Origin of the sequence: Xanthobacter aminoxidans (genome assembly GCF_023571765.1) — a bacterium.
In the GTDB taxonomy this organism is placed as follows: Bacteria; Pseudomonadota; Alphaproteobacteria; order Rhizobiales; family Xanthobacteraceae; genus Xanthobacter; species Xanthobacter aminoxidans.
In genome coordinates this window covers 308,714-335,189 of record NZ_JAMJXC010000002.1, presented here as the reverse complement: position 1 = coordinate 335,189, position 26,476 = coordinate 308,714, and the positions used below count along the sequence as shown (strand labels likewise).

Below are 26,476 nucleotides of genomic sequence, written 5' to 3'. Positions count from 1 at the left end.
CGCTGTTAGAAAGGGCCGGCGCGTCAGAAGACGCGCTCGCCTTCCGCCAGCACCTGCCGCACCACCGGCGTGCCCTCGACGATGCGGAAGCGCACCACGTCGGCCCGGAGCCCGGCTTCGAGCCGGCCGCGGTCGGCGAGGCCGGCCATCTGCGCGGGGTTGCGGGTGACGAGGGCGATGGCCTGGGGCAGCGCCATGCCGTCCACGGTGTGGAGGCGCGTCGCCGCCTGCAGCAGGCTCGCCGGCACGTAGTCGGACGCGAGGGCGTCCACGAGGCCCTCCTGCGCCAGCGCACCCATGGCGACGCCGCCGGAATGGGAGCCGCCGCGCACCACGTTGGGCGCCCCGCCGATGGTGGCGAGATCGGCCGCGCGGGCTGCCAGCGCCGCCTCGCGGGTGGTGGGGAACTCGCTGATGGTGCAGCCGGCGGCCTGCGCCTCGGCCACATGGGCCTCGGTGGTGTCGTCGTGGCTCGCCCGCACGAGGCCGGTTGAAGCCAGCATCTCCACCAGCGGCGGCATGTTACGCGCCACGTTGGCGCGACCGCGGGCTGTGCGCTCGCCGATCTCGCGCTCGGCCTCGCGGGCGTCCTTGCCGATGCCCAGCAGGAAGTTGCGCAGCGCTTCCACATTGCGCCACTGCCGGGCGCCCGGCGTGTGGTCCATCAGCGAGGCGAAGGCGAGGCTTGGCCGGGCCAGCGTCGGCTCCACCAGATCGAGCACGTTCGGGTCGGTCATCTCGCAGCGCAGGTGCACCTTGTGGTCGGCGCGGAACAGGGGCGTCCCCTGCTCCACCGCATCCAGCATGGTGCCGAACAGCTCGCGCCGCTCTGCCTTCGCCTGGTCGAAGCCGCCGGCGCAGATGGCGTCGAACACGGTGGTGATGCCGCTCGCCACCGTCTGCCCGTCATGGGCGAGGGCGGCGGCCCGCGCATCCGGCCAGAACACCTTGGGACGGGGGACGAAATGGCCCTCCAGCGCGTCCGTGTGCAGGTCGATGAGGCCGGGGGCGATGAAGTCGCCGTCGCAATCGATGGCGGCCGGCGTGGTGGCGCGGCCCGCGTCGATGGCGAGGATGCGCCCGTCCCGGAGGGTGATGGTTCCCTCGACGACGGCATCGTCGAGGACGAGGCGGGCGTTGGTGAGAACGGTGTCCATCGGGGCTCCGGATCGAGGCAGGGCAAAAGGATACGGGCCCGGCTACCGGCCGGGCCCGCGGGAGGTTCTGCGTTGCACCCTATCGTGACACCGCGGTGACGTCGCCTGTGTCAGCCGGCGTCAGGAGCGCGGGGCGGGTGAGGCCGGCAGGGCGGGCAGGGCCGGCGGGCGGGGCACCACCTCATAGAGCTGGAAGCGCTCGCCCTCGGCGATGAGCTTGAGGTGGTCGCTGTCCGGGTTGGGCGCGCCGCGCTCGGTGAACAGGAGGTAGACGTAATCGAACTTCGACGGCCACAGGTCCCAGTAGCGCGGGCCGTCGGGCGTCGGGTCTTCCTCGGTGACGAGCAATTGCTCGATCTGGGGCGGGGTGCCGTCCTCGGTGTCCACCTGCTCGTTGAAGGGCTTGCGGGCGCGCAGGATCTGCTTGCCCTCCACCGTGAAGGCCGTGGTGACGAGGGACGACTTCTCGATCATGGCGAGGCAGGCGGCGTGCATCAGGCCGAGATCGGTCGGATCGTTGCCACCCTGGATGTCGGCATAGGCGACGAGCACGCGCGAGCCGGGGCGGATGCGTGTGACCGATTCGCGGAACGCCACCGTCCATTGCGACAGCCGGTCCCACACCACCTGCACCTCGCCCACGCGGACCGCCAGCATCAGGATGAGCACCACCGCGAACCCGCGCCGGGCGAAGCGGTGGCGCAGGTCCGCCCGCATGGCGGCGAGCACCATGAAGACGATGGCCGCCGGCAGGCGCTGGTCCGCCATGTAGGTGGCGAACACCACCCGCGGCATGGCGAGATAGACGAGCCCCGCCACCAGCAGCAGCGGCAGCATGAAGGAGTGCACATAGAGCAGCCGGTGCCGGGCCGCCCAGACGCCGGCCACGATGAAGATCGCCGCCACGGCGACCGCCACATGGTCGATATAGACGTTGAAGATCAGCTCGATGCCGGCGATCTTGCCCTGCGGCTCCCAGTAGTTCTGCCCGCTGAGGCCCCAGGTGGGGCTCGCCAGCAGCAGCGGCAGGATGGGCAGGAAGGGCAGGCCGCCGCTGACGAACACGCCGATGCGCGGCCAGATCGGCCCGCGGCCGAGGCGCAGGCGGTCCAGCTCGTAGGCGAGGATGCCGATGCCGTAGATGCCCGCGGTGAACAGGTGGCAGAAGAACAGCGCCACCACGAATGCCGCCGACACCAGATAGCGCCAGGGCCACCACTTGTCGCGCAGCGCCACCCAGGCGCTGAGCGCGAACAGCGCCAGCCCGATGCCGAAATAATAGTTCATCACGCCGATGAGGAAGACGCCGCTGTAGAGCAGCGGGAACGCCAGCAGCGGCAGCGCCGACCACACGCCGAACAGCGTGCGGTTGAGCGTCATGGTGCCCCCGGCGATCAGCGCGAAGCACATCAGGGTGTAGATTTCGCCGGCGGTGTAGATGCCCACCACCTTGTCGATGAGCGGGACAATGAGGTCCATCATCAGGTTCGGCAGGATCGACCATTTCAGCGTGTAGAAGCGCGCGAGGTCCTGATCCCCGGGGATCGAGGCGATCACGTGCATCCGCGCGAGATGGTTCACGTAATCCGACAAGGGCGGGATCGGATGGGTGAGGATCGGGATCGACACGAGGCCGAGGCAGGCCACGAACAGCAGCAGGATCTGCCAGGGGCGGAGATCGTGCGGCCGGCGCTCCGGCGGGTGGCCATGATGGGCGTGCGCGGCGGCGCTCGTGGAATGCTTGGCAGGCAGAATCGGAGGCGTCATGAAGGCCGGGTCTCTCTGGCGGCGGCTGGAGCTACGGCGGGGCGAGGGCTGTGGCGGGCGAACCGGTGACGGTAGTTGACGCCGCCATTGTGTCGGCCGGGACTGCTTCTCATCACCTTTTCGCGAGGGAAGGAAGCCCGGCCGACGAGATTTCCGCACCGGCCTGTCCCGGCCGCGCCGCGACCGGACCTTTCACCGCACGAGGGAAACCGCTAGAAGGGCGCCGCCCGGCGGCCCCACCGCCGTGCCCCCGCGAGCATCCATCTGCGAGCCCCCCATGACCGAGCCCCATTCCCAGTCCGTGTCGGAAGCCCAGCACGAGGCCGAAGTGCTGGCGCGGGCGCTGCCGCACATGCAGCGCTATGACGATGCGATCGTCGTGGTGAAATACGGCGGCCACGCCATGGGCAGCGAGGACGTGGCGCGCACCTTCGCCTCCGACATCGTGCTCATGGAGCAGTCGGGCATCAATCCGGTGGTGGTGCACGGCGGCGGGCCGCAGATCGGCGCCATGCTCAGCAAGCTCGGCATCAAGTCGGAATTCGCGGCGGGCCTGCGCATCACCGACAAGGCCACGGTCGAGATCGTCGAGATGGTGCTGGCCGGCTCCATCAACAAGCAGATCGTCGGCTTCATCAACGAGGCGGGCGGCAAGGCCATCGGCCTGTGCGGCAAGGACGGCAACATGGTGCGCGCCCGCAAGGCGAACCGTGTGGTGGTGTCTTCCGGCGGCGATGACGCGCAGGAGGTGGACCTCGGCTTCGTCGGCGAGCCCGACACCGTGGACACCACCGTGCTCGACCAGATCCTCGGCCGCGAGCTGATTCCCGTGCTGGCCCCGGTGGCGGCGGCGGTGGACGGTGGCACCTACAACGTGAACGCCGACACCTTCGCCGGCGCCATCGCGGGTGCGCTCGGGGCCAAGCGCTTCCTGCTGCTCACCGACGTGCCGGGCGTGCTCGACAAGAACAAGCAGCTGATCCCGCGGCTCACCATCGCCGAGGCCCACGCGCTGATCGCCGACGGCACCATCTCGGGGGGTATGATCCCCAAGGTGGAGACCTGCATCTATGCGCTGGAGAAGGGGGTGGAGGGCGTCGTGATTCTCGACGGCAAGGTGCCTCACGCGGTGCTGCTGGAGCTCCTCACCGACCACGGCGCCGGCACGCTCATCACGCGCTGACGTTCATCCCTTGAGGACGTTCACCCCTTGAGGAGGTCCGCGTCCGCCGGAATGGTGGTCGCGCCCTCCCCGAGGGCGCGCTGCATCAGGACCGTATCGATCCACCGGCCGAACTTGAGGCCGGTGGCGGGCAGGGTGCCGATGGAGCCGAAGCCGCAGGCGCGGTGCAGCGCGATGGAGCCGGCATTGCCGCTGTCGCCGATCACCGCCACCATCTGGCGGAAGCCCAGCGCCTCACACTCGGTGATGAGCGCTTCCAGCAGCCGGCGTCCGACCTTTCGGCCCCGGGCCGCCTCGTCCACATAGATGGAATTCTCCACCGTGTAGCGATAGGCGACGCGCGGACGGAAGGCGCTGGCATAGGCATAGCCCAGCACTTTCCCGTCCTCTTCCAGCACGAGATAGGGATAGCCGCCGTCCATGAGGGCGGCCTGGCGGCGGGCCATCTCCTCCGGTCCCGGCGGTTCCAGCTCGAAGGAGGCGGTGCCGTTGCGGACCGCCTCGTCATAGATGGCGGTGATGGCGGGAATATCGGAAGGGGTCGCGGGACGGATCGGCATACCCTCTTTTAAGCCGCCGCAGCGCATCCGCCAAGCTTGTCGTCCGTTCAGGCCCGCGTGATCGCGCCCGGCGCGACGGTGAAGCGCGCCGCCGTCTCCAGCGCCGCGAAGGCGGAGGGGTCGGCCCCGGTCATCCAGACCTGCGCCCCGAGACGGGCCAGCGCCTCGAACAGGCCGGCGCGGCGCTCGGCATCGAGATAGGCCACCACGTCATCCAGCAGCAGCAGCGGGGACAGGCCCTGCATGCTCCCCACCAGCCGGGCGTGGGACAGAGTGAGGCCGATCAGCAGGGATTTCTGCTCGCCGGTGGAGCAGCGTGCGGCGGGCAGGCGCTTCTCGCCATGGCTCACCGACAAATCGGTGAGATGGGGGCCTTCCAGCGTGCGCCCGGCCGCGCGATCCCGCGGGCGATTGTCGCGCAGCAGCGCCCGATAGCGGTCCTCCACCTCCAGCGCCGGATGCTGGGCGATGAGCCGCTCCACGGCGCCGTCGAGGGCGAGTTCGGCGAAGGGGAAGGGCGAGGCCTCGTCGCGATGGGCGGCGATTTCGGCCGAGAGCCGCGCCACCGTCTCCAGCCGTGCGGCGGCCACTGCCACCGCCAGCTCGGCCACCTCGTGCTCCACCGCATCGAGGAAGCGGGCGGAGCCGTTCTCCTCCAGCAGGCGGTTGCGGGAGCGCAGGGCGCGTTCGAGGCCGTTGACCCTCGTGCCGTGGGAGGCGTCCACCGCCAGCACCAGCCGGTCGAGATAGCGGCGGCGGTCGCCGGGCGGGCCGAGGAACAGGCCGTCCATCTCCGGCGTCAGCCAGAGCACCTTGAGATGATCGAGGAAGGCATTGGCGGAGGGCACGGCCTCGCCGTCGATGCGGCAGCGCCGCTGCCCGCCTTCCTGCGCCGGATCGTAGCCGGTGCCGAGGCGCACCTCGCCCAGCGCGCCCTCGATGAAGGCGGAGACCGCCCAGGGCGCACCGTCCGCGTCCGGCGCGTGGCTTCCGGGCGGGCGGTGGCCCACGTCGGCGAGCTGCGCCCGGCGCAGGCCGCGGCCGGGGGAAAGGAAGGAGAGAGCTTCGAGGATGTTGGTCTTGCCGGCGCCGTTCGGCCCGGTGAGCACGATGGCGCGCGCCTCCACCGCCACCTGCGCCGCCGGATAGGAGCGGAAAGCGGTGAGCGACAGCTTCAGGATGGCGGCGTGGAGCATGGTGTCACGATCGCCGCGGCGTCAGGACCGCCGGGCCGGCTGCCGGACAGGCCCTTATGCGCCTCACACCCGCAGTCTCAAACGCGCATGGGCATGAGGACGTAGAGCGCATCCGTCTTGGTGGAATCGCGCACCAGGGTGGGCGAGCCGGGATCGGCGAGCTTCAGCTCGGCCGTGTCGCCTTCGAGCTGGGAGGTGATGTCCAGCAGGTAGCGGGAGTTGAAGCCGATATCGAGGGGCTCGGCGGTGTAGTCCACCTCCAGCTCCTCGGTGGCGCTGCCCGAATCAGGGTTGGTGACGGACAGGGTCAACTTGCCGTCGCCCAGCGACAGCTTCACCGCGCGGCCGCGCTCGCTCGACACGGTGGACACGCGGTCCACGGCGGCGGCGAACTCATCCTTGTCGACGATGAGGGTCTTGTCGTTGCCCTGGGGAATCACCCGGCCATAGTCCGGGAAGGTGCCGTCGATCAGCTTGGAGGTGAGCACGATGGCGCCCACCTGCACGCGGATCTTGGTGGCGGACAGGGAGATGGTGACTTCCGCCTCCTTGTCCTCCAGCAGCTTCTGGATCTCGGCGACGGTCTTGCGCGGCACGATCACACCCGGCAGGCCCTGCGAGCCGGCGGGAGCCTCAAGCTCCGCCTGGGCGAGGCGGTGGCCGTCGGTGGCGACGGCGCGCAGCATCGGCTTGCCGCCCGCGTCGGTCACATGCAGGTAGATGCCGTTGAGATAATAGCGCGTCTCCTCGGTGGAGATGGCGAACTGGGTCTTGTCCACGAGGCGGCGGAACTCCGCGCCCTTGACCTTGAAGGTGTGGGAGAATTCGCCCGCCGCGAGATCCGGGAAATCGGCTTCCGGCAGGGTCTGGAGCGAGAATCGGGCGCGGGAGGCGCGCACCGTGAGGGTGCCACGCTCGCCGCCGGCTTCCAGCTGCACCTGCGCGCCATCGGGCAATTTGCGCACGATGTCGTAGAGCACGTGGGCCGGCACGGTGGTGGCGCCCGCCTGCCCTGTCTCGGCCGGCACGCTCTCGACCACTTCCAGGTCGAGGTCGGTGGCCTTCAGCTCCAGCGTGCCCTTGGCCGCCTTGATGAGCACGTTGGCGAGGATCGGGATGGTGTTGCGCCGCTCGACGACACGGTGCACGTGGCTGAGCGATTTCAGAAGCTCGGCGCGCTCGACGGTGACCTTCATCGTCCTGGCCCGTTCACTCTTCGCTTCCGAGCCGGCCTGCCGCGGGATCCGATGTCCCGCCGGTGGGTCCGCCTCGACATTCTAAGGATGACGCCCGCAGATCCCCTCATCCGTCATGCGGGCGAGGGGCGCGTGCGCCGGTGTGGCGTGGCGCGACGGCGCAAGCCGCCGTCTGGCACCCGATGGAACGGGCGCCGGGCCGCCGACATTGCCGCCCCGGGGGGCGCAAGGCAAGGGTTGGCGGGGAGATTTTCTGAAGCGGGGGTTTTTCGCGGGGCAGACCGGCGGCACCGGTGCGGCGCCGCCCCTTCGTCCTGCCCCTGAGGCAGACTCAGCTTTCGAGGGCGAGCCGCTTCAACACCTCGATCTCGTCGGCCAGCGCGCGGTCGGTGGCGACGAGCCCGTCGATCTTGCGCACCGCATGGAGCACGGTGGTGTGGTCGCGCCCGCCGAAGCGGCGGCCGATCTCGGGCAGGGAGCGCAGGGTGAGCGTCTTGGCGAGATACATGGCGATCTGCCGCGGCTTCACCACCGTCGCGGTGCGGCGCTGGGACAGGAGGTCGGCGCGCGAGACGTTGTAGTGCTTGGCGACCACCCGCAGGATGTCGTCCACCCGCACGCGCTTGGGATCGGTCGGGCGGATGAGGTCCTTGACCGCATTTTCCGCCATGTCGAGCGTCACCGGCTCGCCGGTGAGCTGGTTGAAGGCGAGCAGCTTGTTCAGCGCGCCGTCGAGGTCGCGGCCGGACTGGCCGACGCTGCGGGCGAGGAATTCCAGCACCGGCGCCGGCACGGCGAATCCCTGGTGCTGCTCGGCGAGGGTCTGGTAGCGCGACTTCAGGATCTGCAGGCGCAGGTCCTCCTCCAGCGGCGCAAGATCCACCACGAGACCGCCGGCAAGGCGGGAGCGCACGCGCTCGTCCAGGTGCTCAAGCTCGCCGGGAAGGCAGTCGGCCGCCAGCACCACCTGCCGCCCGCCATCCAGCAAGGCATTGAGAGTGTGACAGAATTCCTGCTGGAGATTGTTGCCCTTCAGGAACTGGAGATCATCGATCACCAGCGTGTCGATGGTCCGCAGCGTATCCTTGAAGGCGATGGCCGAATGGGACTTCAGAGCCGACACGAAGCCGTACATGAAGCGCTCGGCGGTCAGGTACGTGGTGCGCCGGCCATGGGCGGCGCCAGCGCGGGCCACGGCCTGGAGCAGGTGCGTCTTGCCGAGGCCGACGGCCGCGTGGAGATAGAGCGGATTGTAGACGGGCGCGGCGCCGGCGGGGGTCTCGGCCACTTTGCGCGCGGCGGCGAACGCCAGCGAATTGGACTTGCCGACCACGAACGATTCAAACGTCAGGCGCGGGTCGAGCGGCGATCCGGACGCCACGTCGCCGCCCGTCTCCCGGACCTCGCCGCGCGCCTCGGAGGCACGGGGGGCCGGCTTCGTCTCGACGGGACGCTCGGTGCGCTCGCTCACCACCTCGCGCGGGGCCGAGGCCTTCAGCGCCACGGGGCGCGCGAAGGCGTTGCGCACGGCGAGATCCACACGGCGGCGCGCGCCGCTCTCTTCCGCCCAGATGTCGGCGATGCGCGGCAGATAATTCTCCTGAATCCACGACTTCAGGAATCGCGTGGGCACCGACAGGCGCACCACGTCCGACGTCAGCGCGTCGAGGTCCATGCGCGCGAACCAGCTGGTGAACTTCTCTTCGCCGATCTCCTCGCGCAGCCGCTGGAGCACCCGATCCCACGGGGCCGAGGGAGCGCTGGGGTTCGACGCGCAATCCATCTCGACGGCCTCCGCAAGGGCTGACTGAAAAGGAACGGTGCGCGCGGCAACCGGCGCATGAGGCTTGAGCATAAGGATCGCGACCGCGCGAAAGGCGGTTCCCTGGTTGGAGACGCAAAAGCCGTCCGCGCCCTGGGGCGGGCAGCGCGGCCTTTGTCTCGTGGGGAGTTTTGGAAACGGGTGCTAAGGCACCCACGGCATCAGCGCAACGGGTTCAACGCACCGTCATGCGCGGTCCTTGCCGTAGCTGGGCGGCGGGGCGCAACTGGAATGGAGCACAGCGCTCCGGCAGGCTCGAACGCAACGCGTAGCCGAAGAGATCGAGGGACCTGTTCCTGTGTCCGCTGCCGCGCATGTGCCCGAAGTCATAGCCGCCCCATCTCCGACGATGCCAACCATCGACGGGTGTTGGAATGAACCAGTTTTTTGTTTGGTCTCGTAGATGCCTTTAGGCGGATCAGATGCCCGCCCTTAGCATAGCTCCAACGAATGAAGGTAACGCAGATTACGAATACGGCCGAAGACGAGGGGTACGTGAACGAATTCAGACACGATACATCCCCTCCTCATCCACGAAGAGCCGTGAAAACTTCATTCTATCGGTGAACCCCAGGGTCGCTCCCGGAGTGAGGTTGAACATACACAGCCGGTTTGGGGGGTGCAACGCCTTTGACCCCGGCGGGGGGATAGCGGGCAAAAGCCGGTGCGCCCGCGCCACACCCCCGACCTTGCGTTCAGCCGGCAAACCTCTGTCGCGACAATGAGATTCGCGAAGCCGGCGCAGGAAGTGCGGCGCCCCGCCACGTAGGGAAATACGGTTATCCAATACTCCTCCAAAGGGGCCGCTTTGGCGTGTTCCAGCCTTTGGCCTCTAAGCCGTTCTCGCGGATCGGGTTTTTCTGATCGGTCGGGATTGCCCCCGCAGCGGCTGGCGCGGGTGGAAAAAACCGCGCCCTTTGCCGCGTTTCCGGCCGCCGCGCCCTTGACGGGGTCAGAGAATCGGGGGCCGCGCGCAACAGTCTGGCTGAAGATCTCTGCGGCCAGTCCAAAGCAAAAAGGCCCGGCAGAGCCGGGCCTTCAAGATAAGTCAGTCTGCTTGATTGATCTAAATCAAGCGCTGAGCTTCTTCACGCGGGCGGCAAGGCGGGACACCTTGCGGGACGCGGTGTTCTTGTGAATGACGCCCTTGGTCACGGCGCGCATGATTTCCGGCTCGGCCGCCTTGAAGGCAGCGGAAGCGGCCGTGGCGTCGCCGGTGGCGAGCGCGTCTTCGAGCTTGCGCAGATAGGTGCGCACGCGAGACCGGCGAGACCGGTTGACCTCGGTGCGACGCTCGATCTTGCGGACCGCCTTTTTGGCGGAAGGCGTATTGGCCATCGGCCGTCCTTGCTGGTTCGCGCCCGGCGGCACGGCCATCTGGCCACTTCGCGTCGCGCATGAATGAGTGAACAAGCCGGCAGCCCATGCCGCCAGCTAGGTGGCGGGCTTATACGGTCGCGCGGCTCCCGCGTCAACACGTTGGACGGAAAAGTCGTACACGACGTGGCACCTTGGCGGCTTTACGGAACCCGCCGGCATCGCGTATGTGCTGCGCGCACTCTATATATGGCATGCCGGCACGAAGGCATGCCGGCGGCGCGCAAGGCCGAGGCCGGCGCGGCGTATCAAGGCAGGGGTTCGGCATGAGCGATGTGACGGTGACCGATCGTCCGGTGAACGACAGCCTGGTGACGGTCTTCGGCGGCTCCGGCTTTCTCGGCCGGCATGTGGTGCGGGCGCTGGCCATGCGCGGCTATCGCGTGCGCGTCGCCGTGCGCCGGCCGGAACTGGCCGGCTTTCTCCAGCCGCTGGGCTTCGTCGGCCAGATCCAGATTTCCCAGGCCAATGTGCGCTATCCCGAGAGCGTCGCCCGCGCCGTCGACGGCGCCGAGGCGGTGGTGAACCTCGTGGGCGTGCTGGCCGAGGGCGGCCGGCAGAGCTTCGATGCCGTGCACGCCTTCGGTGCCCGCGCCGTTGCCGCCGCGACCGCCGCGCAGGGCGTGCCGCTGGTGCATCTCTCGGCCATCGGCGCCGATGCCAATTCCCCCTCCGGCTACGGCCGCAGCAAGGCGGCCGGCGAGGCCGTCGTGCGCGCCACGGTGCCGGACGCGGTGATCTTCCGCCCCTCGGTGGTGTTCGGGCAGGAGGATGAGTTCTTCAACCGCTTCGCCGCCATGGCCCGTCTCTCTCCGGCACTGCCGCTGATCGGCGGCGGCGTCACCAAGTTCCAGCCGGTGTTCGCCGGCGACGTGGCCGCCGCCGTGCTCGCCGCGGTGGACGGCAAGGCCAAGGCCGGCACCACCTACGAGCTGGGCGGTCCCGAGGTGCGCACCTTCCGCGAGCTGATGGAGCTGATGCTCGCCGAGATCGGCGCCAAGCGTATCCTGGTGGACCTGCCGTTCGGCCTCGCCTCCTTCATGGCCAAGCTCACCCAGTGGGCCCCCGGCGCGCCGCTCACCGTCGATCAGGTGGACATGCTGCGCTCGGACAATGTGGTGTCTCAGGCTGCGATCGCCGAGGGCCGGACGCTGGCCGGCCTCGATCTCACCCCCACCTCCCTCGCGGTGGTGCTGCCGACCTATCTCTGGCGGTTCCGCAAGGCGGGGCAGTTCACCCGCGTCGAGACCTGACCGGCGCGCCGGTCCCTTCCCGACGCATCGAGAGGGCCGTTGAAATGGCGGCCCTCACCTCTACGGTGTGAAGGTTCACGACCGGCACCCTCAGGTTCACCCCATGGCTCGCGACGACAGGCGCTTCGAGGTCAAGATCTGCGGCATCCGCACGGCGGAGGCCCTCGACGCCGCCCTCGATGCGGGCGCCGATCTCGTCGGCTTCGTCCATTTCCCCAAGAGCCCGCGCCACCTCGCGCTCGCCGATGCGCCGGCCCTGGTCGCCCGCGTCGCCGGCCGCGCCGGCAAGGTGGCGCTGCTGGTGGACCCGGACGACGCGCTCCTTCAGGACGTGATCGCGGCGGTTTCGCCCGACATTCTCCAGCTGCACGGCCACGAGACGCCGGAGCGCGTCGCCGACATCAAGGCGCGCTTCGGCCTGCCGGTGATGAAGGCGCTGCCGGTCGCCCGGCGGGAGGACCTCGCGGTGCTGCCGGCCTATGCGGCGGTGGCCGACCGCATCCTGTTCGACGCCAAGCCCGATCCGGGGGCGCTTCTGCCCGGCGGCAACGGCCGGCCGTTCGACTGGGCGCTGGTCGCCGGCCTTGACGTCAACCGGCCTCTCATGCTTTCCGGAGGCCTTACCGCCGACAACGTGCCGCAGGCCCTCGGATTGGTCCGGATGGACGGCGTGGACGTATCGTCTGGCGTGGAGGACGCGCCCGGCGTGAAAAGTCCCGACAAGATCCGTGCCTTCGTCGCTGCGGCGAGGCGCGCCGCGTCCACCTCATCCTTGCAAGACCCCCTATCGAAGGCCCGCGCGTCGTGACCGTTCTCAATTCCTATCGCACCGGCCCCGATCACCGCGGCCATTTCGGCATCCATGGCGGCCGCTTTGTCGCCGAGACGCTGATGCCGCTCATCCTGGAGCTGGAAAAGGCCTATGAGGCGGCCAAGGTCGATCCCGCCTACCACGCGGAGATGGCCGGCTACCTCACCCATTATGTGGGCCGCCCCTCGCCCCTCTATTTCGCCGAGCGCCTCACCAAGCATCTCGGCGGCGCCAAGGTCTATCTGAAGCGCGAGGAGCTGAACCACACCGGCTCCCATAAGGTGAACAACGTGCTCGGCCAGATCCTGCTCGCCCGCCGCATGGGCAAGGAGCGGGTGATCGCCGAGACCGGCGCCGGCCAGCACGGCGTCGCCACCGCCACCCTGTGCGCCCGCTTCGGCCTGAAGTGCGTGGTCTACATGGGCGCGGTGGACGTGGAGCGTCAGGCCCCCAACGTGTTCCGCATGAAGATGCTGGGCGCCGAGGTGGTGCCGGTGCAGTCCGGCTCGCGCACCCTCAAGGACGCCATGAACGAGGCGCTCCGCGACTGGGTGACCAACGTCCACGACACCTTCTACTGCATCGGCACGGTGGCCGGCCCGCACCCCTATCCGGCCATGGTGCGCGATTTCCAGTCCATCATCGGCCGCGAGACCCGCGAGCAGATGCAGGAGATGGAGGGCCGCCTGCCGGACAGCCTCATCGCCTGCGTCGGCGGCGGCTCCAATGCCATGGGCCTGTTCCACCCCTTCCTCGACGATCCCGAGGTGAAGATCTACGGCGTGGAGGCGGCGGGCCGCGGCATCGACACCCACGAGCATGCGGCCTCCATCGCCGGCGGCCGGCCGGGCGTGCTGCACGGCAACCGCACCTATCTGCTCATGGACGACGACGGCCAGATCATCGAGGCCCATTCCATCTCGGCCGGCCTCGACTATCCCGGCATCGGGCCGGAGCATTCCTGGCTGAACGACGTGGGCCGCGTCACCTATCTCAACTGCACCGACCAGGAGGCGCTGGACGCCTTCCAGCTGCTGACGCGGCTCGAGGGCATCATTCCGGCGCTGGAATCGGCCCATGCCATCGCCAAGGTGATCGAGCTGGCGCCCAGGCTGCCGGCGGACCACCTGATGGTCGTCAACCTTTCCGGCCGCGGGGACAAGGACGTCCCCCAGGTGGCGGAGATACTCGGGACTCGTCTGGGGGCGTGACCATGAAGAGCATCTGCGGGAAAGTCGTGTCGTCCTCGATCGCCACGGCGGCGGTCGTGCTCACCCTTGGCGGTGCGCAGGCGGCCGACCTCGAACTGACGCCGGGCAAGATCTACACCGACGCCGCCGGCGCCTATGTCTCGGTGGCGGTGAAGAACACGGGCACCGCCACGGCGGCCGAGGTGAAGGTGACCTGCGAGTTCTTCGCCGGCAAGCGCGCCCTCGGCAAGTCCTCCACCACGCTGTTCTCCATCGTCGGCGGCGTCACCGGAACCGACCAGGTGCGCTTCCTCGGCGGCACCAGCGCCACCAGCGCCACCTGCACGCTGGCCGGACAGAAATAGTCCGCGTCTCCTCTCATCCAGGCAAGCCCATGACCACCCGCATCTCCGACCGCTTCGCCGCCCTCAAGGAAGAGGGGCGGCCGGGCCTCGTCACCTTCGTCACCGCCGGCGACCCGGACGGCGAGACCTCGCTCGCCATCCTCAGGGCGCTGCCGGGCGCGGGGGCCGACGTGATCGAGCTGGGCGTGCCCTTCACCGATCCCATGGCCGACGGCCCGGCCATCCAGGCGGCGGGGCTGCGCGCGCTCAAGGGTGGGCAGACGCTGGCCAAGACGCTGGAAATGGTCGCCGCCTTCCGCGGCGAGGACCAGACCACGCCGGTGGTGCTGATGGGCTATTTCAACCCCATCTACGTCTTTGGCGTGGAGCGCTTCCTCATCGACGCCAAGGTCGCCGGGGTGGACGGTCTGATCGTGGTGGACCTGCCGCCGGAGGAGGACGACGAACTCTGCATCCCGGCGCTCAATGCCGGGCTGGACTTCATCCGCCTCGCCACCCCCACCACCGACGACAAGCGCCTGCCCACCGTGCTCGCGAACACCGCGGGCTTTGTCTACTACGTCTCCATCACCGGCATCACCGGCGCGGCGACCCCGGATGCGAACGCGGTGGCCACCGCCGTGGCGCGCATCAAGAGCCATACCGCGCTCCCCGTGGCGGTCGGCTTCGGCGTGAAGACCCCGGAACAGGCGGCCGCCATCGCGCAGGGCGCCGATGCGGTGGTCGTCGGCTCGGCGCTGGTGGAAGTGGTGCGCCGCACCCTCGACGAGGAAGGCAAGGCCACGTCCAACACCGTGATCGGCGTGGAAGCCCTCGTCAGCGAGCTGGCCGAGGCGGTGCGCGGCGTGCGGCGCTGAGCCGGCTTCGCCGCAACGGCAGCAAGGTGGTATGATCGATGGCAACAGCGGTGATCGCCGTACTTTCGCCGTGTCAGACTTGCCATTAGGGCGGAGGGGGGACTATGTGCGCCGCAGCGCGGCGCCGCGCCCCTCCGTACCGGAGATGATCCCGTGAACTGGATTTCCAACGTCGTCCGCCCGAAGATCCGCGACTTCCTGGCGCGGCGCGAGGTGCCCGAAAACCTCTGGGTCAAGTGCCCGGAGACCGGGCAGATGGTGTTTCACAAGGATCTGGAGGCGAACCTCTACGTCATCCCGGCGTCCGGCTACCACATGCGCATGGACGCGGTGACGCGGCTGAAGAACACCTTCGACGACGGCGCCTATGAGGAAGTCACCCTTCCCGAGGTGGCGATCGACCCGCTCAAGTTCCGCGACGAGCGTCGCTACGTGGACCGCCTGAAGGACGCCCGCACCAAGACCGGCTACCAGGATGCGGTGAAGGTGGCGACCGGCCTGCTCACCGAGCTGCCCGTCACCATCGCCGTGCAGGATTTCGGCTTCATGGGCGGCTCGCTCGGCATGGCCGCCGGCGAGGCGGTGGTGAAGGGGCTGGAGACGGCCGCCGAGCGCGGCACGCCCTTCATCATGTTCGCGGCCTCCGGCGGTGCGCGCATGCAGGAGGGCATCCTCTCCCTCATGCAGATGCCGCGCACCACGGCGGCCATCCAGGAGCTGCGCGAGGCGAAGAAGCCCTACATCGTCGTGCTCACCAACCCGACCACGGGCGGCGTCACCGCCTCCTACGCCATGCTGGGCGACATCCAGATCGCCGAGCCCGGCGCGCTGATCGGCTTCGCCGGCCCGCGCGTGATCGAGCAGACCATCCGCGAGAAGCTGCCCGACGGCTTCCAGCGCGCCGAATATCTGCGCGAACACGGCATGCTCGACATGGTGGTGCACCGCCACGAGATGCGCGACACGCTGGGCCGCCTGTGCCGGATGCTGACCAAGGCGCCGGCTTTGCCGCCCAAGGGCCGGCTGCCGCGCCCGCAGGCGGCGTGAGGGAGGCCTGATCGCGGGCCCCTCCCGTGGGGGCTCCCGGCTCGACGCACCATGGCACTGCCCCTGCCCGCCCGCGCCACGGACGAGATTCTCTCCCGCCTCGCCGCGCTTCACCCGAAGAAGATCGACCTGTCCCTCTCGCGGATGGAGCGTCTGCTGGAGGCGCTCGGCCATCCCGAGCGGCGCCTGCCGAAGGTGATCCACGTCGCCGGCACCAACGGCAAGGGCTCCACCATCGCCTTCATGCGCGGGATGCTGGAGGCGGCCGGCCAGAGCGTGCACGTCTACACCTCGCCGCATCTGGTGCGCTTCAACGAGCGCATCCGCCTCGGCGCGCCGGGTGGCGGGCGGCTCGTCTCCGACGCGGCGCTGGCCGATGCCCTCGACCGGGCGGAGGTGGCCAATGCCGGCGCCCCCATCACCCTGTTCGAGATCACCACGGCGGCGGGCTTCCTGCTGTTCGCCGAGCATCCGGCGGACGTGCTGCTGCTGGAGGTGGGCCTCGGCGGCCGGCTCGACGCCACCAACGTGGTGGAAAAGCCGCTGGCCAGCGTCATCACGCCGGTTTCCATCGACCATGTGGACTTCCTCGGCTCCTCGGTGGAGGCCATCGCGGGGGAGAAGGCCGGCATCATCAAGCCGCGCTGCCCCGTGGTGACCGGCGCCCAGTCGCCGGAGGCGCTGGCGGTGATCGAGCGGGCGGCGGCGAAGAAGCTCGCGCCTTTGTTCGTGCGCGGCCAGCAGTGGAACGTGCAGGAGGAGGGGGGCCGGCTCGTATATGCGGACGAGGACGGCCTGCTCGACCTGCCGCGCCCGCGCCTCGTCGGGCCGCACCAGATCGACAATGCGGGCCTCGCCGTCGCCGCCCTGCGCGCGGTGAAGCTGCCCGCCGCCCATGATGCGGGAATCCTGCGCGCCGACTGGCCGGCGCGCCTCCAGCGGCTCGCGCCCGGCCCGCTCTCCGCCCGCGCACCGGCCGGCGTGGAATTGTGGCTCGACGGCGGGCACAACGCCGCCGGCGGCGCCGCCCTCGCCCATGCCCTGTGCGAGCTGGAGGAGCGCTATTCGCGCCCCCTCGTGCTCATCCTCGGCATGCTCGGCACCAAGGATGTCACCGGCTTCCTCCAGCCCTTCGCCGGCCTCGTGCGCGAGGCCATCGCGGTGCCGGTGCCCGGCGAGCATGCGGGCCTGAAGCCGGAGGATGTGGCCGCCGCCGCCGTCAGCCTCGGCATGAAGGCGAGCGTCGCGCGGGACGTGGGCAGCGCCCTCGACGGCATCGCCCGCGAGGCGGTGGTGCCGCCGCCGCGCGTGCTGATTGCCGGCTCGCTTTATCTGGCGGGCGCCGTGCTCGCCGCCAATGGCACGGCGCTGGGCTGAGGCCCTGCGCGCCCGTCACACCGCCGCGAAGATCGACGCCCCGTTCTCCGCCTCGCCCACGGCGGCGCGGAAAGGGGCGAACAGCTCGCGCCCGACGCCGGTATGGTTGGCGGACAGATCGGCGGTCGCGCTGGGCCGGGCGGCCCACTCGCCGGGCGGGACCAGCACTTCCAGCCGGCCGGCCACCGCATCGACCCGGATCATGTCGCCGTCGCGGACGCGGGCGATGGCGCCGCCGTCCAGCGCTTCCGGTGTGACATGGATGGCCGCCGGCACCTTGCCGGACGCACCTGAAAGGCGGCCGTCGGTGACGAGCGCCACCCTCTGCCCGCGATCCTGCAGCACGCCCAAGGGCGGCATGAGCTTGTGCAGCTCCGGCATACCGTTGGCCTTCGGCCCCTGGAAGCGCACGACGGCGACGAGATCGCCGGTCAGTTCGCCGGCCTTGAAGGCCGCCTGAAGCTCCTCCTGCGAATGGAAGACCTTGGCCGGCGCCTCGATCACATGGCGCTCCGGCGCCACCGCCGAGGTCTTGATGACCGCCCGGCCGAGGCTGCCATCCAGCACCTTGAGGCCGCCCGTGGCCTGGAACGGTGCCGCGATGCCGCGCAGCACCTTGTCGTCGCCGCTGGTCGCTGCTCCGTCGCGCCAGTCGAGAGAGCCGTCGGCCGTCAGCACCGGCTCGCGGGTATAGGGCTCGAGCCCCCGGCCGAGGATGGTCTCGGCATCCGCATGCAGCAGGCCGGCGGAGAGCAGTTCGCGCACCACGAAGGGCATGCCGCCCGCCGCGTGGAAGTGGTTCACGTCGGCCGAGCCGTTGGGATAGACGCGGGCGAGCAGCGGCGTTACTTCTGCCAGCGCGGAAAAATCGTCCCAGCTCAAAGCGACGCCCGCGGCCGCCGCCATGGCGACGAGGTGGAGCGTGTGGTTGGTGGAGCCGCCGGTGGCGTGGAGGCCGACGATGCCGTTCACGAACGCCTTCTCGTCCAGCATCCGGCCGGCGGGGATGTGATCGTTGCCCAGCGCCGTGATGGCCAGCGCCCGCTGGGCGGCGGCCTTGGTGAGGGCATCGCGCAGCGGGGTGTCCGGGGTCACGAAGGAGGCGCCGGGCAGATGCAGGCCCATGATCTCCATGAGCATCTGGTTGGTGTTGGCGGTGCCGTAGAAGGTGCAGGTGCCGGGGCCGTGGTAGGACTGGCTCTCTGCCTCCAAGAGCGCATCGCGCCCCACCTTGCCCTCGGCATAGAGCTGGCGGATGCGGGACTTCTCGTTGTTCGGCAGCCCGCTGGTCATGGGGCCGGAGGGGATGAAAACCGCCGGCAGATGGCCGAACGAGAGCGCGCCGATGACGAGGCCGGGCACGATCTTGTCGCAGATACCGAGGAAGACCGCGGCATCGAACGTCTGATGGGAGAGGGCCACGGCGGTGGAGAGGGCGATCACCTCGCGGGAGAAGAGGGACAGCTCCATCCCCGCCTCGCCCTGGGTGATGCCGTCGCACATGGCCGGCACGCCGCCCGCCACCAGCGCCGCGCCGCCGGCCTCGCGGGCCGCCGCGCGCAGCAGCTCGGGATAGCGCTCGTAGGGCCGGTGGGCCGAGAGCATGTCGTTATAGGCGGTGACGATGCCCAGCGAAGGGCCTTCCCCCGCCCGCAGCATGGCCTTGTCGGAGGGGCCGCAGGCGGCGAAGCCGTGGGCCTGGTTGGCGCAGCCCAGGGCCTGGCGCTGGGGCCGGCGCTGGGCTGCCGCCTCGATGCGGTCGAGATAGCGGCGCCGCGCGTCGTGGCTGCGCCTGACGATGCGCTCCGTGATCTCGCCGACGCGGGCGTCAAGCATGTGCTGTGCGGCCATGGGGGCTCCTCCTTGCCGCGACTCTTCACCCTGAGCGCCGCCCGGCGCAAGGGTTGGACACCCTCTAAAGGACGAGTTCCCCGTCGTCCTCGCCGTTCCACCAGTGGAGGCGCTGCGCCTCGACCTTGATGAGCACGAGACCCGGCGTGTCGATGCCGGCCGGGAACCAGCGGTCGAGATCGGCGGTCCAGCGCGCCTCGAAGGCGGTCTTGTCGCGGATGATCTGCGCCTTGCCTTCCACGGTGGCGAAGAAGGGGCGCTGGCCGAGGATGCCGCTCGTGCCCTGAAGGGCGAGGCCCACATTGGGATCGCGGGCGATCTCGCTCACCGCGCGGGCATCCTCCTTGGCGAAGAAGAAGCTGCTGCCGTCATAGTCCACGTCGCCGTTGTTGCTCATGGGCCGCCCGGCCAGCGCACCGCCCTCGCTCTTGGTGAAGAGGGTGGTGAAATCGATGTCGCGCATCTTCTCCACCACTTCGTCCAGCGTCATCTCGGCCATGGCGTCGTCGCTCCCGATTGTGTCCTGCATTCAATGCCGGCGGGGCGGTTTGGTTCAGGCGGGCGTGCGCCGGAGGAGTGAAACCGCATTCGGCGATGTTGACAAGTTACGGTCATTATGTAACCGTAAAAATATAAATATAAAGGTTACAGAGCGGCGCCACGCGCACGCCACGAAAGGACACATCATGAAAGCAAGGACGATGGCCGCCGCCCTCCTGTTCGTGGCCACCGGCTGGGCCGTCCCCGCCGCGGCGCAGGTGGGCTACAGCGGATATGCGCTGCCCCTCGGTCTCGCGGTCGAGGCGGCGACGGCGGCGGTGAAGGCGTGCGAGGCCAAGGGCTGGCCGGTGACGGCGACGGTGGTCGATGCGTCGGGTCTCGTGAAGGCCACGCTGAAGGCCGACCACGCCACGGTCCACACGCCGGACACCGCCTTCCGCAAGGCCTACACGGTGGCGACCCTCGGCCCGATCTTCAAGTTCGACCGGTCGAGCGCGTTCGCGGAGATCGTCGCCAAATATCCCGGCGGCGCGGGCTCCTCGCTCACCACCATTCCCAACGTGATCGCGCTGGCGGGCGGTGTGGCGGTCATGCACGGCAACGAGATCGTCGCCGCCATCGGCGTCGGCGGCGCACCGGGCGGCGACAAGGACGAGGCCTGCGCCAGCGCCGGCCTCGCGGCCATCGCGGATCGCGCCCACACGCACTGACGGGATGAAGGGATTGGTGCGGGCGGTCGGACTCGAACCGACATATCCGTGAGGACGGCGGATTTTGAGTCCGCTGCGTCTACCAGTTCCGCCACGCCCGCAGCCGAAGCCTCTTTATAGGCTTGCCGGCCGGGCGCCAACAGGAAAGCGGCGGGGATATCCCCGCCGTTCGCTTACACCTCATGCACCGCGCGGCAGCGCGCTCGATCCCCAGCCCACCGGCAGGCGCACCACGCTGCGCATCGCCGCGCGGGGCAAGGCGATGTCGCGGCGCTCCGGCTGCGGGTCGGGTTCCAGCGCCGCCAGATAGTCCTCGGCCCAGCGGTTGATGTCGTGCTCTTCGAGCACCCGCATCATCCGGCGGTGGCGCTCGCGCCGTTCCGCCAGCGGCATCTCCAGCGCCCGGCGCAGGGTGACGGCGACGCCCTCGGTGTCGTGCGGGTTGACGATCAGCGCCCCGTTCCCGAGTTCGCTCGCGGCCCCGGCGAACTGGGACAGGAGCAGCACGCCGGGATCGGCCGGGTCCTGCGCCGCCACGAATTCCTTGGCGACGAGGTTCATGCCGTCACGCAGCGGCGTCACCAGCGCCACGTCGGCACGGCGGTAGAAGCCGGCGAGGGCGGAGCGCGAATAGGTGCGGTTCACATAGCGCAGCGGCGTCCAGGAGACATCCGAGTAGGCGCCGTTGATCTGCCCCGCCCGGTGGGACACGCTCCGGTCCATGTCCTGATATTCGGGCACGTCGGTGCGGCTCTTGGGCGTGATCTGCACGAAGGTCACGCGGTCGTGCCAGTCCGGCTGGGTGCGCAGGAACTGGTCGTAGGCGTCCAGCCGGTTGGGGATGCCCTTGGAATAGTCCAGCCGGTCCACGCCGATGATGAGCTTGCGGCCGGAGAGGCTCTCGTCGAACGCCTTCACGAAGCGGGTGCGGCTCGCGTGCCGCGCCCGCCGCGCAAAGGCGCCGGTCTCGATGCCCACGGGAAACGTGCCGAGGCGCACGCGCCGGCCGCCGATATCGCAGCCGTTGCCGTCGGGCGTCGTCTGGCCGCCGCGGGTCTCGAGATAGCGGGCGAAATTCTCCCGGTCTCCCTCGGTCTGGAAGCCGACCAGATCGTAATGGGCCAGCGCCCCCACGGTGTCGGCGTGCTGCGGCAGGGCCTGGATGATGTCCGCCGGTGGCATGGGGATGTGCAAGAAGAAGCCGATGCGGTTGTTGTGGCCGCGCTCCCGCAGATATTTGGCCAGTGGCATCATGTGGTAGTCGTGGATCCACAGGATGTCGTCCGGGCGGATGATCTTCTCCAGGTGGTCCGCGAACATCCGGTTGACGCGGATGTAGCCGGAGAGGTCCGAGCGGTAGAATTCCGACAGATCCACCCGGTAATGCAGCACCGGCCACAGCACCCGGTTGGCGAAGCCGTTGTAATATTCCTGGTAGTCCTCGTTGGTGAGGTCCACCACGGCATAGGTGACGCCCGCGTGTTTCGTCGCCTGGGGCGTATCGGAGGGGTCCGGTGCGATGCGCCCGCTCCAGCCGAACCAGATGCCGCCGCGATCCTTGAGGGCGGCGTTGACGGCGACGGCGAGTCCCCCGGCCGGCGCACCGGACTTCTGGGGGAGGGCCACTCGGTTCGATACGACCACGATGCGGGACACTGAGGTCACCTCCTTCGTTGTCGCGGCTCGGCCGCGAGGTGGGTGATGAGGGCACGGACCGCGCGCGGGTCCGGTAAAATGGTGTGAGCACCGTCGCGCGGCGCGCCAACTGCGACGGCAATGCCGCCCGCCCGGTTCACGGCCCGGAAGCCGGCCTCGTCGGTGACGTCGTCGCCGATGAAGACCGGGCGGCGGCCGGCGAAGGCCGGAGCGGCCATGAAGCGCTCGACGGCGGCGCCCTTGTCGATGCCTTCCCGGCGCACTTCGAACACGCAATGGCCGGGCATGATCTCGATGCCGCTGATCTGGCCGACCACCTCGGTCAGGGCGCGCTTCAGCACCGGCGCGACTTCCGGGTGCGCGCGATAGTGGATGGCGACCGCGTATTCCTTGTCCTCGGCGAACACGCCCTCGAACTCGGCTGCCGTCTCGCGCAATGCGTGCCTGAGGTCCTCATGGAGGGCGGGCGCGCGATCGGAAGGTCCACCGGCGGAGAGGCGAATTTCAGCGCCATGGACGCCCGCGGCGGCAAACCTGTCGGCGCCGAACAATGCGTCGAGCGAGGCGAGCGAGCGTCCGCTGACGAGCGCCAGCGCGCCATTGGACCCCTCCGCGAGGGCCATCAGGGTTTCGGGAAGGCCGGGGGGGACCACCACGGCCTCGGGTCGCTCGGCGATGTCGATCAGCGTCCCGTCCACATCGAGGAAGAAGGCGTGAGTCGCAGGATCGAGGACCACGAAGGCCCCCGGAAGTTCTGAATCCACCGCGAAAAACGGTCCCTTGAGCATTCCAAACACGGACGTGGCCTTTTCAAATTCCGGTAACGTAACGCCGCCGGGGCGCCACGGTTCCACCTCCGCTTCGACCCAATACCGCCACAGGGAGCGGCGAACAGCTTGGCTCCGGCTTCGCCTGCGGAACCGGAGCGGTTCGGCAGCGTTCGTCTCGGCGTCACGGGAGACAGCATATGCTCGGCTTGCACAGGACTTCGACCGACGGGTTTTCCCGCCGCCTTTCGGCTTTGCGGGATGAACTCGACCATCTCCAGTCGTCGTTCCACAAGCGGGAGCGCGAGTGGGGCCGGATGGCCTCAGACGTCGCGTCCGATGCCCAGGATTGGGTGGCCGAGCGGGCGGAATCCCTGCCGAGCCTGTCTCTGGACAGCCTTCGCCGGCACCTGCCCGCACTGCCGCATCGCCCCTTCCGCTCCGAAACGTCGGCGGTGCCGGTGATCGTCGCGGCGGTGGCTGTGGGCGTCGGGGTGGGGTGCGTGCTATATGCCGTTACGTCGCGGGGACGTCGGTCCGCCCGCGGTCCGGCCCGCGAGGACGAGCGCAAGGCTCAGCCCGTGGTCGATTAGTGCGGCGGGCCTGACGCCACGGGCGGTCAGGCGTGCTGTTTCGCCCTCGTGCCCCGATGCGGGGCGGGGCGCAGGATGGATGTCCGGCATGCTGCCGGCAGGGCAAGGGAGAACGAGATGAAAGCGGCTCTCATGATTGGCGTGATGGCACTCGCCCTCGGCGGTTGCAGCGAATATTCGCGGCAGGATCGCGCGGTGGGTGGTGCTGCGATCGGCGCCGGCACCGGTGCGCTGATCGGTGCCGCCGCCACGGGCACCGGCACGGGCGCCCTCGTCGGCGGCCTCATCGGCGCGGGCACGGGCGCCATCATCGGTGCCGAGACCACCCCCCGCGCCTGCTGGGCGCGCGACGCCTACGGCAACCGCTATCGCGTGCAGTGCCCCTGAGCGGCACGAAACGGTACTGCTGAACAACCGAAAGGCGCCCAACCGGGCGCCTTTTTGTTTGGGGGTCCGGTGGTCCGGGCGAGGGGCGTTAGCGGTGCCTTTACCTTAGCAAAGTATCACTGGAGCCATCTCCAAGTGACTTCAGGGCGGCCCGGGACCCCTCCGGACCGCCCTGTTCTTTTTGCGCCTCGGCTGGATCAGACCGGGCCTCGACCCCGGCGCATCAGTCCCATCACCGCGGAGATGAGGAACAGGACGATCGCGACGAAGAAGATGATCTTCGCGATTTCGATGGCCGTACCCGCGATGCCGCCGAAGCCCAGGACCGCGGCGATCAGCGCGACGATGAGAAAGGTAATCGCCCAGCTCAGCATGGCCGTGTCTCCTTGCCTTTGTTTGATCGAATGACGTGCGCCGCCCGCTGAAGACACTTTTGATATCGCTCAGCTTTTGGCGTTGAAGTGTGACGCGCATCGTCAACTGCCCAATGGCCCCGCTTGTTCCCGCACGGCGCTGATTCCCGCGCACGTCGAGGGGCGGGATGTTTCCAGTCGCGGGCGTGGAACAAATCCCCACCCCTCGCGTTTTCTCGGCGATCTGGAGACGCAGGAGGAGGCGCGGATGAGCGGATTGCGAAACGAACCCCTGCCGGGCGGCTCTGCCATGCGGAACGCGGGCGCCCAGGGTAACGTACCGGAAGACGACGCGCGGGACGGCGGGGTTTTGCCCCCGGGCCTCGATGCCGCGCCGCACGGCTATGACCCGGTGGAATTCGGCCCCGGCGAGAGCCGACGCGATTTTCCCCCGCGCCGCGCGCGGGTGGTGGACGAGGAGCGGCGCCTGCTCAAGGAAATCCAGGCGGCGTTCGACGGCTCCGACAAGCGGCACGACGTGGATGATGGACCGGACGTGGACGCGGCCGGCCCGCATACCGACCCTGATACCGGACACCTGTCGCGACTCTATCGTGATTGAGGCCCGCGTTCAGAACCTTATTGCAACGCACGTGGACGTGTCCCATCTTGAGGCCGCCCGCGTCTGTCAGAAGACCCTCGCCATGCGATCGGCACGCTTCCAAGGCCCCCTCGACACCCCCATGACGACGCAGCATCAGAAAGAGGCAGGCGGCATGCGAACGCCTCACCGCCGCGACATCTCCGCCCGTCAGGATCTGCTGGGCCGCGAGCTGCGCCAACTGTTCGACGATTACACCCAGGAAGACATGCCGGACGAGCTGCAAAGCCTCGCCGCCCGTCTTCAGGCGGCCTTCGAGGGCCGCGAGCCGGACGGCGCCGCCGATGGCGCCGCACCCCCGGACGCCGACGCCAAGGCCGAGCCCAAGAAGGACTGAGGCAAGGACTGAAGTCGGGGGGAGGTCTCTCCCCTTCAGACCGCGCCAGGTTCAGCCGCGCCAGGTTCAAGGGTCCCGACCGGCCGCTCGGCCGGTCCGCGTCCATTTTCACCCGCTTGCGAACCCCATCCCTCCGCCGCGATATCGCGTAGCGGAAGGGCGTGGGGTTCTGTCTTTTCAAGGGGCTGCGGCTCCTTTTGCGGTATTTGGCGACGGGCTTTAACCCCTTTGCAAGGCGGCCTCCGCAAGGTGGGGCCATGTCGCGCGACACGCCCCGCATCTTCCTCGCCCTCCTCCTTCTGGCCGGCGCCCTCTCGGGCTGTCGCTTCGGCCTGGAGGAGCGCGATTCGTGGCGCTCCCAGGCCGAGGAGCAATGCCTTGCGGCCAAGGGAGTGGTCCCGTCCGTCTTCATGGAGCCGCTTCCCGCCGTCCAGGGCCCCGGCGCCTGCGGCATGGACCACCCGTTCCGCGTGAGCGCGCTGGCGCGAGGGAATGTGGTGCTGGAGCCGGCCGGCAAGCTCGCCTGCCCGGTGATCTACCAGGTGGACATGTGGGTGCAGGACGTGGTGCAGCCGGCGGCGCTGGCGTGGCTCGGCCAGCCCATCGTCGCCATCAGCCAGATGTCGGCCTATTCCTGCCGCGGCATGAACGGCGATCCCAACGCCAAGATTTCCGAGCATGCATTCGGCAACGCCCTCGACATCGGCGGCTTCCGCACGGCGGACGGCCGCTGGATCAGCGTGAAGAACGGCTGGAAGGGCACGCCGGAGGAGCGCGGCTTCCTGCTCCAGGTGCAGGCCGGTGCCTGCGAGCGCTTCACCACGGTGCTCGCGCCGGGCTCCAACATCTTCCATTACGACCACATCCATGTGGACCTGATGCGCCACGCCAAGGGGCGGACCATCTGCAAGCCGGCGCCGCGCCCGATGCCGGCGCCGCCCATGCCGACCAAGGCGCCGCCGATGGTGTCGGCCGCGCCCAGCGCGCCGGTGGTGGAAGCGGCCCCCGTCTATGCCCCGGCCCCGCAGCAGGTCTCGGCCCCGGCGGAGCAGCCCTCCTTCTTCTCCACCTTGTTCGGCGGGCCGAAGGCCGCGCCGCAGCCGGCGCCGGTCGAGGCCGAGCCGCCGCCCCCCCTCCCGCCCGCCTTGCCGCCGGTCGAGGCCGCGCGAGCGCCGATCATCGCCTCGCCGGCGCCGCCCCCGCCCGCCGGATATCCGCCGTCCAGCTATCCGCCCGCGAACTATCCGCCCTCCAATTATCCCCCCGGCGCCGTGGGCGGTGCCCCGGCTCCCGCCGCCGCGCGTGCGCCCGCCCCTCCGCCGTCAGCGCCGCAGAAGGGCGGCCTGCCGCCGGGCTGGCAGGTGGGGCCGCAGGGCATCCCGGTGTCGTCCGCCGCGTCCAGCAATCCCGAGACGGGCTCTATCAAGCGCAAATATTACGCGGCTCCGATCCCCCAGCCTTCCACCATCCCCCTGCCCAAGGCCAAGGCGGGCGAGGACTGA

Annotated in this window: 26 protein-coding genes and 1 tRNA gene; 14 read left to right on the top strand and 13 right to left on the bottom strand. The window is 69.4% G+C overall.

Annotated features, from left to right (window positions below; genetic code table 11):
• Window positions 1–23: 23 nt before the first annotated feature.
• Entirely contained in the window at window positions 24–1,157 is a 1,134-nt protein-coding gene (locus EJ105_RS04350) for an alpha-D-ribose 1-methylphosphonate 5-triphosphate diphosphatase (RefSeq protein WP_250165420.1), read from the bottom strand.
• Window positions 1,158–1,277: 120 nt separating this feature from the next.
• On the bottom strand, window positions 1,278–2,924 hold the full coding sequence (locus EJ105_RS04345) for a hypothetical protein (protein WP_250165419.1): 1,647 nt from the start codon (window positions 2,922–2,924) through the stop codon (window positions 1,278–1,280).
• Window positions 2,925–3,201: 277 nt separating this feature from the next.
• On the opposite strand from EJ105_RS04345, the gene argB reads away from it, so the two are divergent.
• Window positions 3,202–4,107 (top strand): acetylglutamate kinase, encoded by a 906-nt coding sequence (argB, locus tag EJ105_RS04340; protein WP_029876530.1) that lies wholly within the window; start codon window positions 3,202–3,204, stop codon window positions 4,105–4,107.
• A gap of 20 nt (window positions 4,108–4,127) precedes the next feature.
• Here argB and EJ105_RS04335 read toward each other — a convergent pair whose 3' ends face one another.
• From EJ105_RS04335 to rpsT, 5 genes are all read right to left on the bottom strand, one after another.
• A complete protein-coding gene (locus EJ105_RS04335) occupies window positions 4,128–4,667 on the bottom strand; it encodes a GNAT family N-acetyltransferase (protein ID WP_024276662.1) in 540 nt (179 codons plus the stop codon).
• Between the two features lie 47 nt (window positions 4,668–4,714).
• Window positions 4,715–5,863 carry a DNA replication/repair protein RecF gene (gene recF / locus EJ105_RS04330; protein ID WP_250165418.1) on the bottom strand — a complete coding sequence of 383 codons (1,149 nt, stop codon included), beginning with the start codon at window positions 5,861–5,863 and terminating at the stop codon, window positions 4,715–4,717.
• 77 nt (window positions 5,864–5,940) lie between these two features.
• Window positions 5,941–7,059 (bottom strand): DNA polymerase III subunit beta, encoded by a 1,119-nt coding sequence (dnaN, locus tag EJ105_RS04325; RefSeq protein WP_250165417.1) that lies wholly within the window; start codon window positions 7,057–7,059, stop codon window positions 5,941–5,943.
• 331 nt (window positions 7,060–7,390) lie between these two features.
• A complete protein-coding gene (gene dnaA / locus EJ105_RS04320) occupies window positions 7,391–8,842 on the bottom strand; it encodes a chromosomal replication initiator protein DnaA (protein ID WP_051679397.1) in 1,452 nt (483 codons plus the stop codon).
• A 1,110-nt stretch (window positions 8,843–9,952) separates the two neighbouring features.
• The gene (gene rpsT, locus EJ105_RS04315; protein ID WP_024276666.1) at window positions 9,953–10,219 is read right to left on the bottom strand and encodes a 30S ribosomal protein S20; all 267 of its coding nucleotides are present in this window, start codon (window positions 10,217–10,219) and stop codon (window positions 9,953–9,955) included.
• Window positions 10,220–10,524: 305 nt separating this feature from the next.
• Between rpsT and EJ105_RS04310 the strand changes: the two genes are divergently transcribed.
• From EJ105_RS04310 to EJ105_RS04280, 7 genes are all read left to right on the top strand, one after another.
• On the top strand, window positions 10,525–11,511 hold the full coding sequence (locus EJ105_RS04310) for a complex I NDUFA9 subunit family protein (protein WP_250165416.1): 987 nt from the start codon (window positions 10,525–10,527) through the stop codon (window positions 11,509–11,511).
• 103 nt (window positions 11,512–11,614) lie between these two features.
• Window positions 11,615–12,319 carry a phosphoribosylanthranilate isomerase gene (locus tag EJ105_RS04305; protein ID WP_250165415.1) on the top strand — a complete coding sequence of 235 codons (705 nt, stop codon included), beginning with the start codon at window positions 11,615–11,617 and terminating at the stop codon, window positions 12,317–12,319.
• A complete protein-coding gene (trpB, locus tag EJ105_RS04300; protein WP_250165414.1) occupies window positions 12,316–13,533 on the top strand; it encodes a tryptophan synthase subunit beta in 1,218 nt (405 codons plus the stop codon). Before EJ105_RS04305 ends, trpB begins: the two co-directional genes overlap by 4 nt.
• 2 nt (window positions 13,534–13,535) lie before the next feature.
• On the top strand, window positions 13,536–13,877 hold the full coding sequence (locus tag EJ105_RS04295; protein WP_250165413.1) for a hypothetical protein: 342 nt from the start codon (window positions 13,536–13,538) through the stop codon (window positions 13,875–13,877).
• A gap of 29 nt (window positions 13,878–13,906) precedes the next feature.
• Window positions 13,907–14,734, top strand: a complete 828-nt coding sequence (gene trpA, locus EJ105_RS04290) for a tryptophan synthase subunit alpha (protein WP_029556206.1) — start codon at window positions 13,907–13,909, stop codon at window positions 14,732–14,734.
• Between the two features lie 153 nt (window positions 14,735–14,887).
• Window positions 14,888–15,781, top strand: a complete 894-nt coding sequence (gene accD / locus EJ105_RS04285; RefSeq protein ID WP_024276672.1) for an acetyl-CoA carboxylase, carboxyltransferase subunit beta — start codon at window positions 14,888–14,890, stop codon at window positions 15,779–15,781.
• A gap of 51 nt (window positions 15,782–15,832) precedes the next feature.
• Window positions 15,833–17,158 (top strand): bifunctional folylpolyglutamate synthase/dihydrofolate synthase, encoded by a 1,326-nt coding sequence (locus tag EJ105_RS04280; protein ID WP_029556205.1) that lies wholly within the window; start codon window positions 15,833–15,835, stop codon window positions 17,156–17,158.
• A 15-nt stretch (window positions 17,159–17,173) separates the two neighbouring features.
• Here the strand turns inward: EJ105_RS04280 and edd are convergent, their stop codons facing one another.
• Together edd and EJ105_RS04270 are read right to left on the bottom strand one after the other, a co-directional pair.
• Window positions 17,174–19,009 (bottom strand): phosphogluconate dehydratase, encoded by a 1,836-nt coding sequence (gene edd, locus EJ105_RS04275; RefSeq protein ID WP_250165412.1) that lies wholly within the window; start codon window positions 19,007–19,009, stop codon window positions 17,174–17,176.
• A gap of 64 nt (window positions 19,010–19,073) precedes the next feature.
• The gene (locus tag EJ105_RS04270; protein ID WP_029556203.1) at window positions 19,074–19,508 is read right to left on the bottom strand and encodes a pyridoxamine 5'-phosphate oxidase family protein; all 435 of its coding nucleotides are present in this window, start codon (window positions 19,506–19,508) and stop codon (window positions 19,074–19,076) included.
• 187 nt (window positions 19,509–19,695) lie between these two features.
• On the opposite strand from EJ105_RS04270, the gene EJ105_RS04265 reads away from it, so the two are divergent.
• Window positions 19,696–20,220 (top strand): GlcG/HbpS family heme-binding protein, encoded by a 525-nt coding sequence (locus EJ105_RS04265; protein ID WP_250165411.1) that lies wholly within the window; start codon window positions 19,696–19,698, stop codon window positions 20,218–20,220.
• A gap of 14 nt (window positions 20,221–20,234) precedes the next feature.
• On the opposite strand, the gene EJ105_RS04260 is transcribed toward EJ105_RS04265, so the two are convergent.
• The 3 genes from EJ105_RS04260 to otsB form a co-directional block, all read right to left on the bottom strand.
• Window positions 20,235–20,321, bottom strand: a tRNA-Leu gene (locus EJ105_RS04260).
• Window positions 20,322–20,400: 79 nt separating this feature from the next.
• The gene (gene otsA, locus EJ105_RS04255) at window positions 20,401–21,876 is read right to left on the bottom strand and encodes an alpha,alpha-trehalose-phosphate synthase (UDP-forming) (RefSeq protein ID WP_029556201.1); all 1,476 of its coding nucleotides are present in this window, start codon (window positions 21,874–21,876) and stop codon (window positions 20,401–20,403) included.
• Window positions 21,877–21,881: 5 nt separating this feature from the next.
• Complete coding sequence (gene otsB / locus EJ105_RS04250) at window positions 21,882–22,613, bottom strand: trehalose-phosphatase (protein WP_250165410.1); 732 nt, start codon at window positions 22,611–22,613, stop codon at window positions 21,882–21,884.
• 230 nt (window positions 22,614–22,843) lie between these two features.
• Here otsB and EJ105_RS04245 point away from each other — a divergent pair, with 230 nt between their 5' ends.
• Together EJ105_RS04245 and EJ105_RS04240 are read left to right on the top strand one after the other, a co-directional pair.
• The gene (locus tag EJ105_RS04245) at window positions 22,844–23,236 is read left to right on the top strand and encodes a hypothetical protein (protein WP_029556199.1); all 393 of its coding nucleotides are present in this window, start codon (window positions 22,844–22,846) and stop codon (window positions 23,234–23,236) included.
• Window positions 23,237–23,353: 117 nt separating this feature from the next.
• Window positions 23,354–23,623, top strand: coding sequence for a YMGG-like glycine zipper-containing protein (locus tag EJ105_RS04240; protein ID WP_024276680.1), 270 nt, complete (start codon window positions 23,354–23,356; stop codon window positions 23,621–23,623).
• 197 nt (window positions 23,624–23,820) lie between these two features.
• On the opposite strand, the gene EJ105_RS04235 is transcribed toward EJ105_RS04240, so the two are convergent.
• Window positions 23,821–23,997 (bottom strand): DUF1328 domain-containing protein, encoded by a 177-nt coding sequence (locus EJ105_RS04235; RefSeq protein ID WP_024276681.1) that lies wholly within the window; start codon window positions 23,995–23,997, stop codon window positions 23,821–23,823.
• Window positions 23,998–24,244: 247 nt separating this feature from the next.
• On the opposite strand from EJ105_RS04235, the gene EJ105_RS04230 reads away from it, so the two are divergent.
• The 3 genes from EJ105_RS04230 (at window position 24,245) to EJ105_RS04220 (ending at window position 26,476) form a co-directional block, all read left to right on the top strand.
• Window positions 24,245–24,598, top strand: a complete 354-nt coding sequence (locus EJ105_RS04230; protein WP_024276682.1) for a hypothetical protein — start codon at window positions 24,245–24,247, stop codon at window positions 24,596–24,598.
• A gap of 154 nt (window positions 24,599–24,752) precedes the next feature.
• Window positions 24,753–24,974, top strand: a complete 222-nt coding sequence (locus EJ105_RS04225; protein ID WP_156026267.1) for a hypothetical protein — start codon at window positions 24,753–24,755, stop codon at window positions 24,972–24,974.
• Between the two features lie 257 nt (window positions 24,975–25,231).
• A complete protein-coding gene (locus EJ105_RS04220) occupies window positions 25,232–26,476 on the top strand; it encodes an extensin-like domain-containing protein (protein ID WP_250165409.1) in 1,245 nt (414 codons plus the stop codon).

Excerpts from the sequence above, each read along its gene's own strand:
- EJ105_RS04245 (WP_029556199.1), top strand. The coding sequence starts at position 22,844 with ATGCTCGGCTTGCACAGGACTTCGACCGACGGGTTTTCCCGCCGCCTT.
- EJ105_RS04335 (WP_024276662.1), bottom strand. The coding sequence starts at position 4,667 with ATGCCGATCCGTCCCGCGACCCCTTCCGATATTCCCGCCATCACCGCC.
- dnaA (WP_051679397.1), bottom strand. The coding sequence starts at position 8,842 with ATGGATTGCGCGTCGAACCCCAGCGCTCCCTCGGCCCCGTGGGATCGG.
- EJ105_RS04270 (WP_029556203.1), bottom strand. The coding sequence starts at position 19,508 with ATGGCCGAGATGACGCTGGACGAAGTGGTGGAGAAGATGCGCGACATC.
- EJ105_RS04345 (WP_250165419.1), bottom strand. The coding sequence starts at position 2,924 with ATGACGCCTCCGATTCTGCCTGCCAAGCATTCCACGAGCGCCGCCGCG.
- EJ105_RS04230 (WP_024276682.1), top strand. The coding sequence starts at position 24,245 with ATGAGCGGATTGCGAAACGAACCCCTGCCGGGCGGCTCTGCCATGCGG.
- edd (WP_250165412.1), bottom strand. The coding sequence starts at position 19,009 with ATGGCCGCACAGCACATGCTTGACGCCCGCGTCGGCGAGATCACGGAG.
- trpA (WP_029556206.1), top strand. The coding sequence starts at position 13,907 with ATGACCACCCGCATCTCCGACCGCTTCGCCGCCCTCAAGGAAGAGGGG.
- EJ105_RS04235 (WP_024276681.1), bottom strand. The coding sequence starts at position 23,997 with ATGCTGAGCTGGGCGATTACCTTTCTCATCGTCGCGCTGATCGCCGCG.
- EJ105_RS04280 (WP_029556205.1), top strand. The coding sequence starts at position 15,833 with ATGGCACTGCCCCTGCCCGCCCGCGCCACGGACGAGATTCTCTCCCGC.
- EJ105_RS04240 (WP_024276680.1), top strand. The coding sequence starts at position 23,354 with ATGAAAGCGGCTCTCATGATTGGCGTGATGGCACTCGCCCTCGGCGGT.
- recF (WP_250165418.1), bottom strand. The coding sequence starts at position 5,863 with ATGCTCCACGCCGCCATCCTGAAGCTGTCGCTCACCGCTTTCCGCTCC.
- EJ105_RS04350 (WP_250165420.1), bottom strand. The coding sequence starts at position 1,157 with ATGGACACCGTTCTCACCAACGCCCGCCTCGTCCTCGACGATGCCGTC.
- rpsT (WP_024276666.1), bottom strand. The coding sequence starts at position 10,219 with ATGGCCAATACGCCTTCCGCCAAAAAGGCGGTCCGCAAGATCGAGCGT.
- argB (WP_029876530.1), top strand. The coding sequence starts at position 3,202 with ATGACCGAGCCCCATTCCCAGTCCGTGTCGGAAGCCCAGCACGAGGCC.
- EJ105_RS04225 (WP_156026267.1), top strand. The coding sequence starts at position 24,753 with ATGCGAACGCCTCACCGCCGCGACATCTCCGCCCGTCAGGATCTGCTG.
- EJ105_RS04295 (WP_250165413.1), top strand. The coding sequence starts at position 13,536 with ATGAAGAGCATCTGCGGGAAAGTCGTGTCGTCCTCGATCGCCACGGCG.
- EJ105_RS04310 (WP_250165416.1), top strand. The coding sequence starts at position 10,525 with ATGAGCGATGTGACGGTGACCGATCGTCCGGTGAACGACAGCCTGGTG.
- dnaN (WP_250165417.1), bottom strand. The coding sequence starts at position 7,059 with ATGAAGGTCACCGTCGAGCGCGCCGAGCTTCTGAAATCGCTCAGCCAC.
- EJ105_RS04305 (WP_250165415.1), top strand. The coding sequence starts at position 11,615 with ATGGCTCGCGACGACAGGCGCTTCGAGGTCAAGATCTGCGGCATCCGC.
- EJ105_RS04220 (WP_250165409.1), top strand. The coding sequence starts at position 25,232 with ATGTCGCGCGACACGCCCCGCATCTTCCTCGCCCTCCTCCTTCTGGCC.
- EJ105_RS04265 (WP_250165411.1), top strand. The coding sequence starts at position 19,696 with ATGAAAGCAAGGACGATGGCCGCCGCCCTCCTGTTCGTGGCCACCGGC.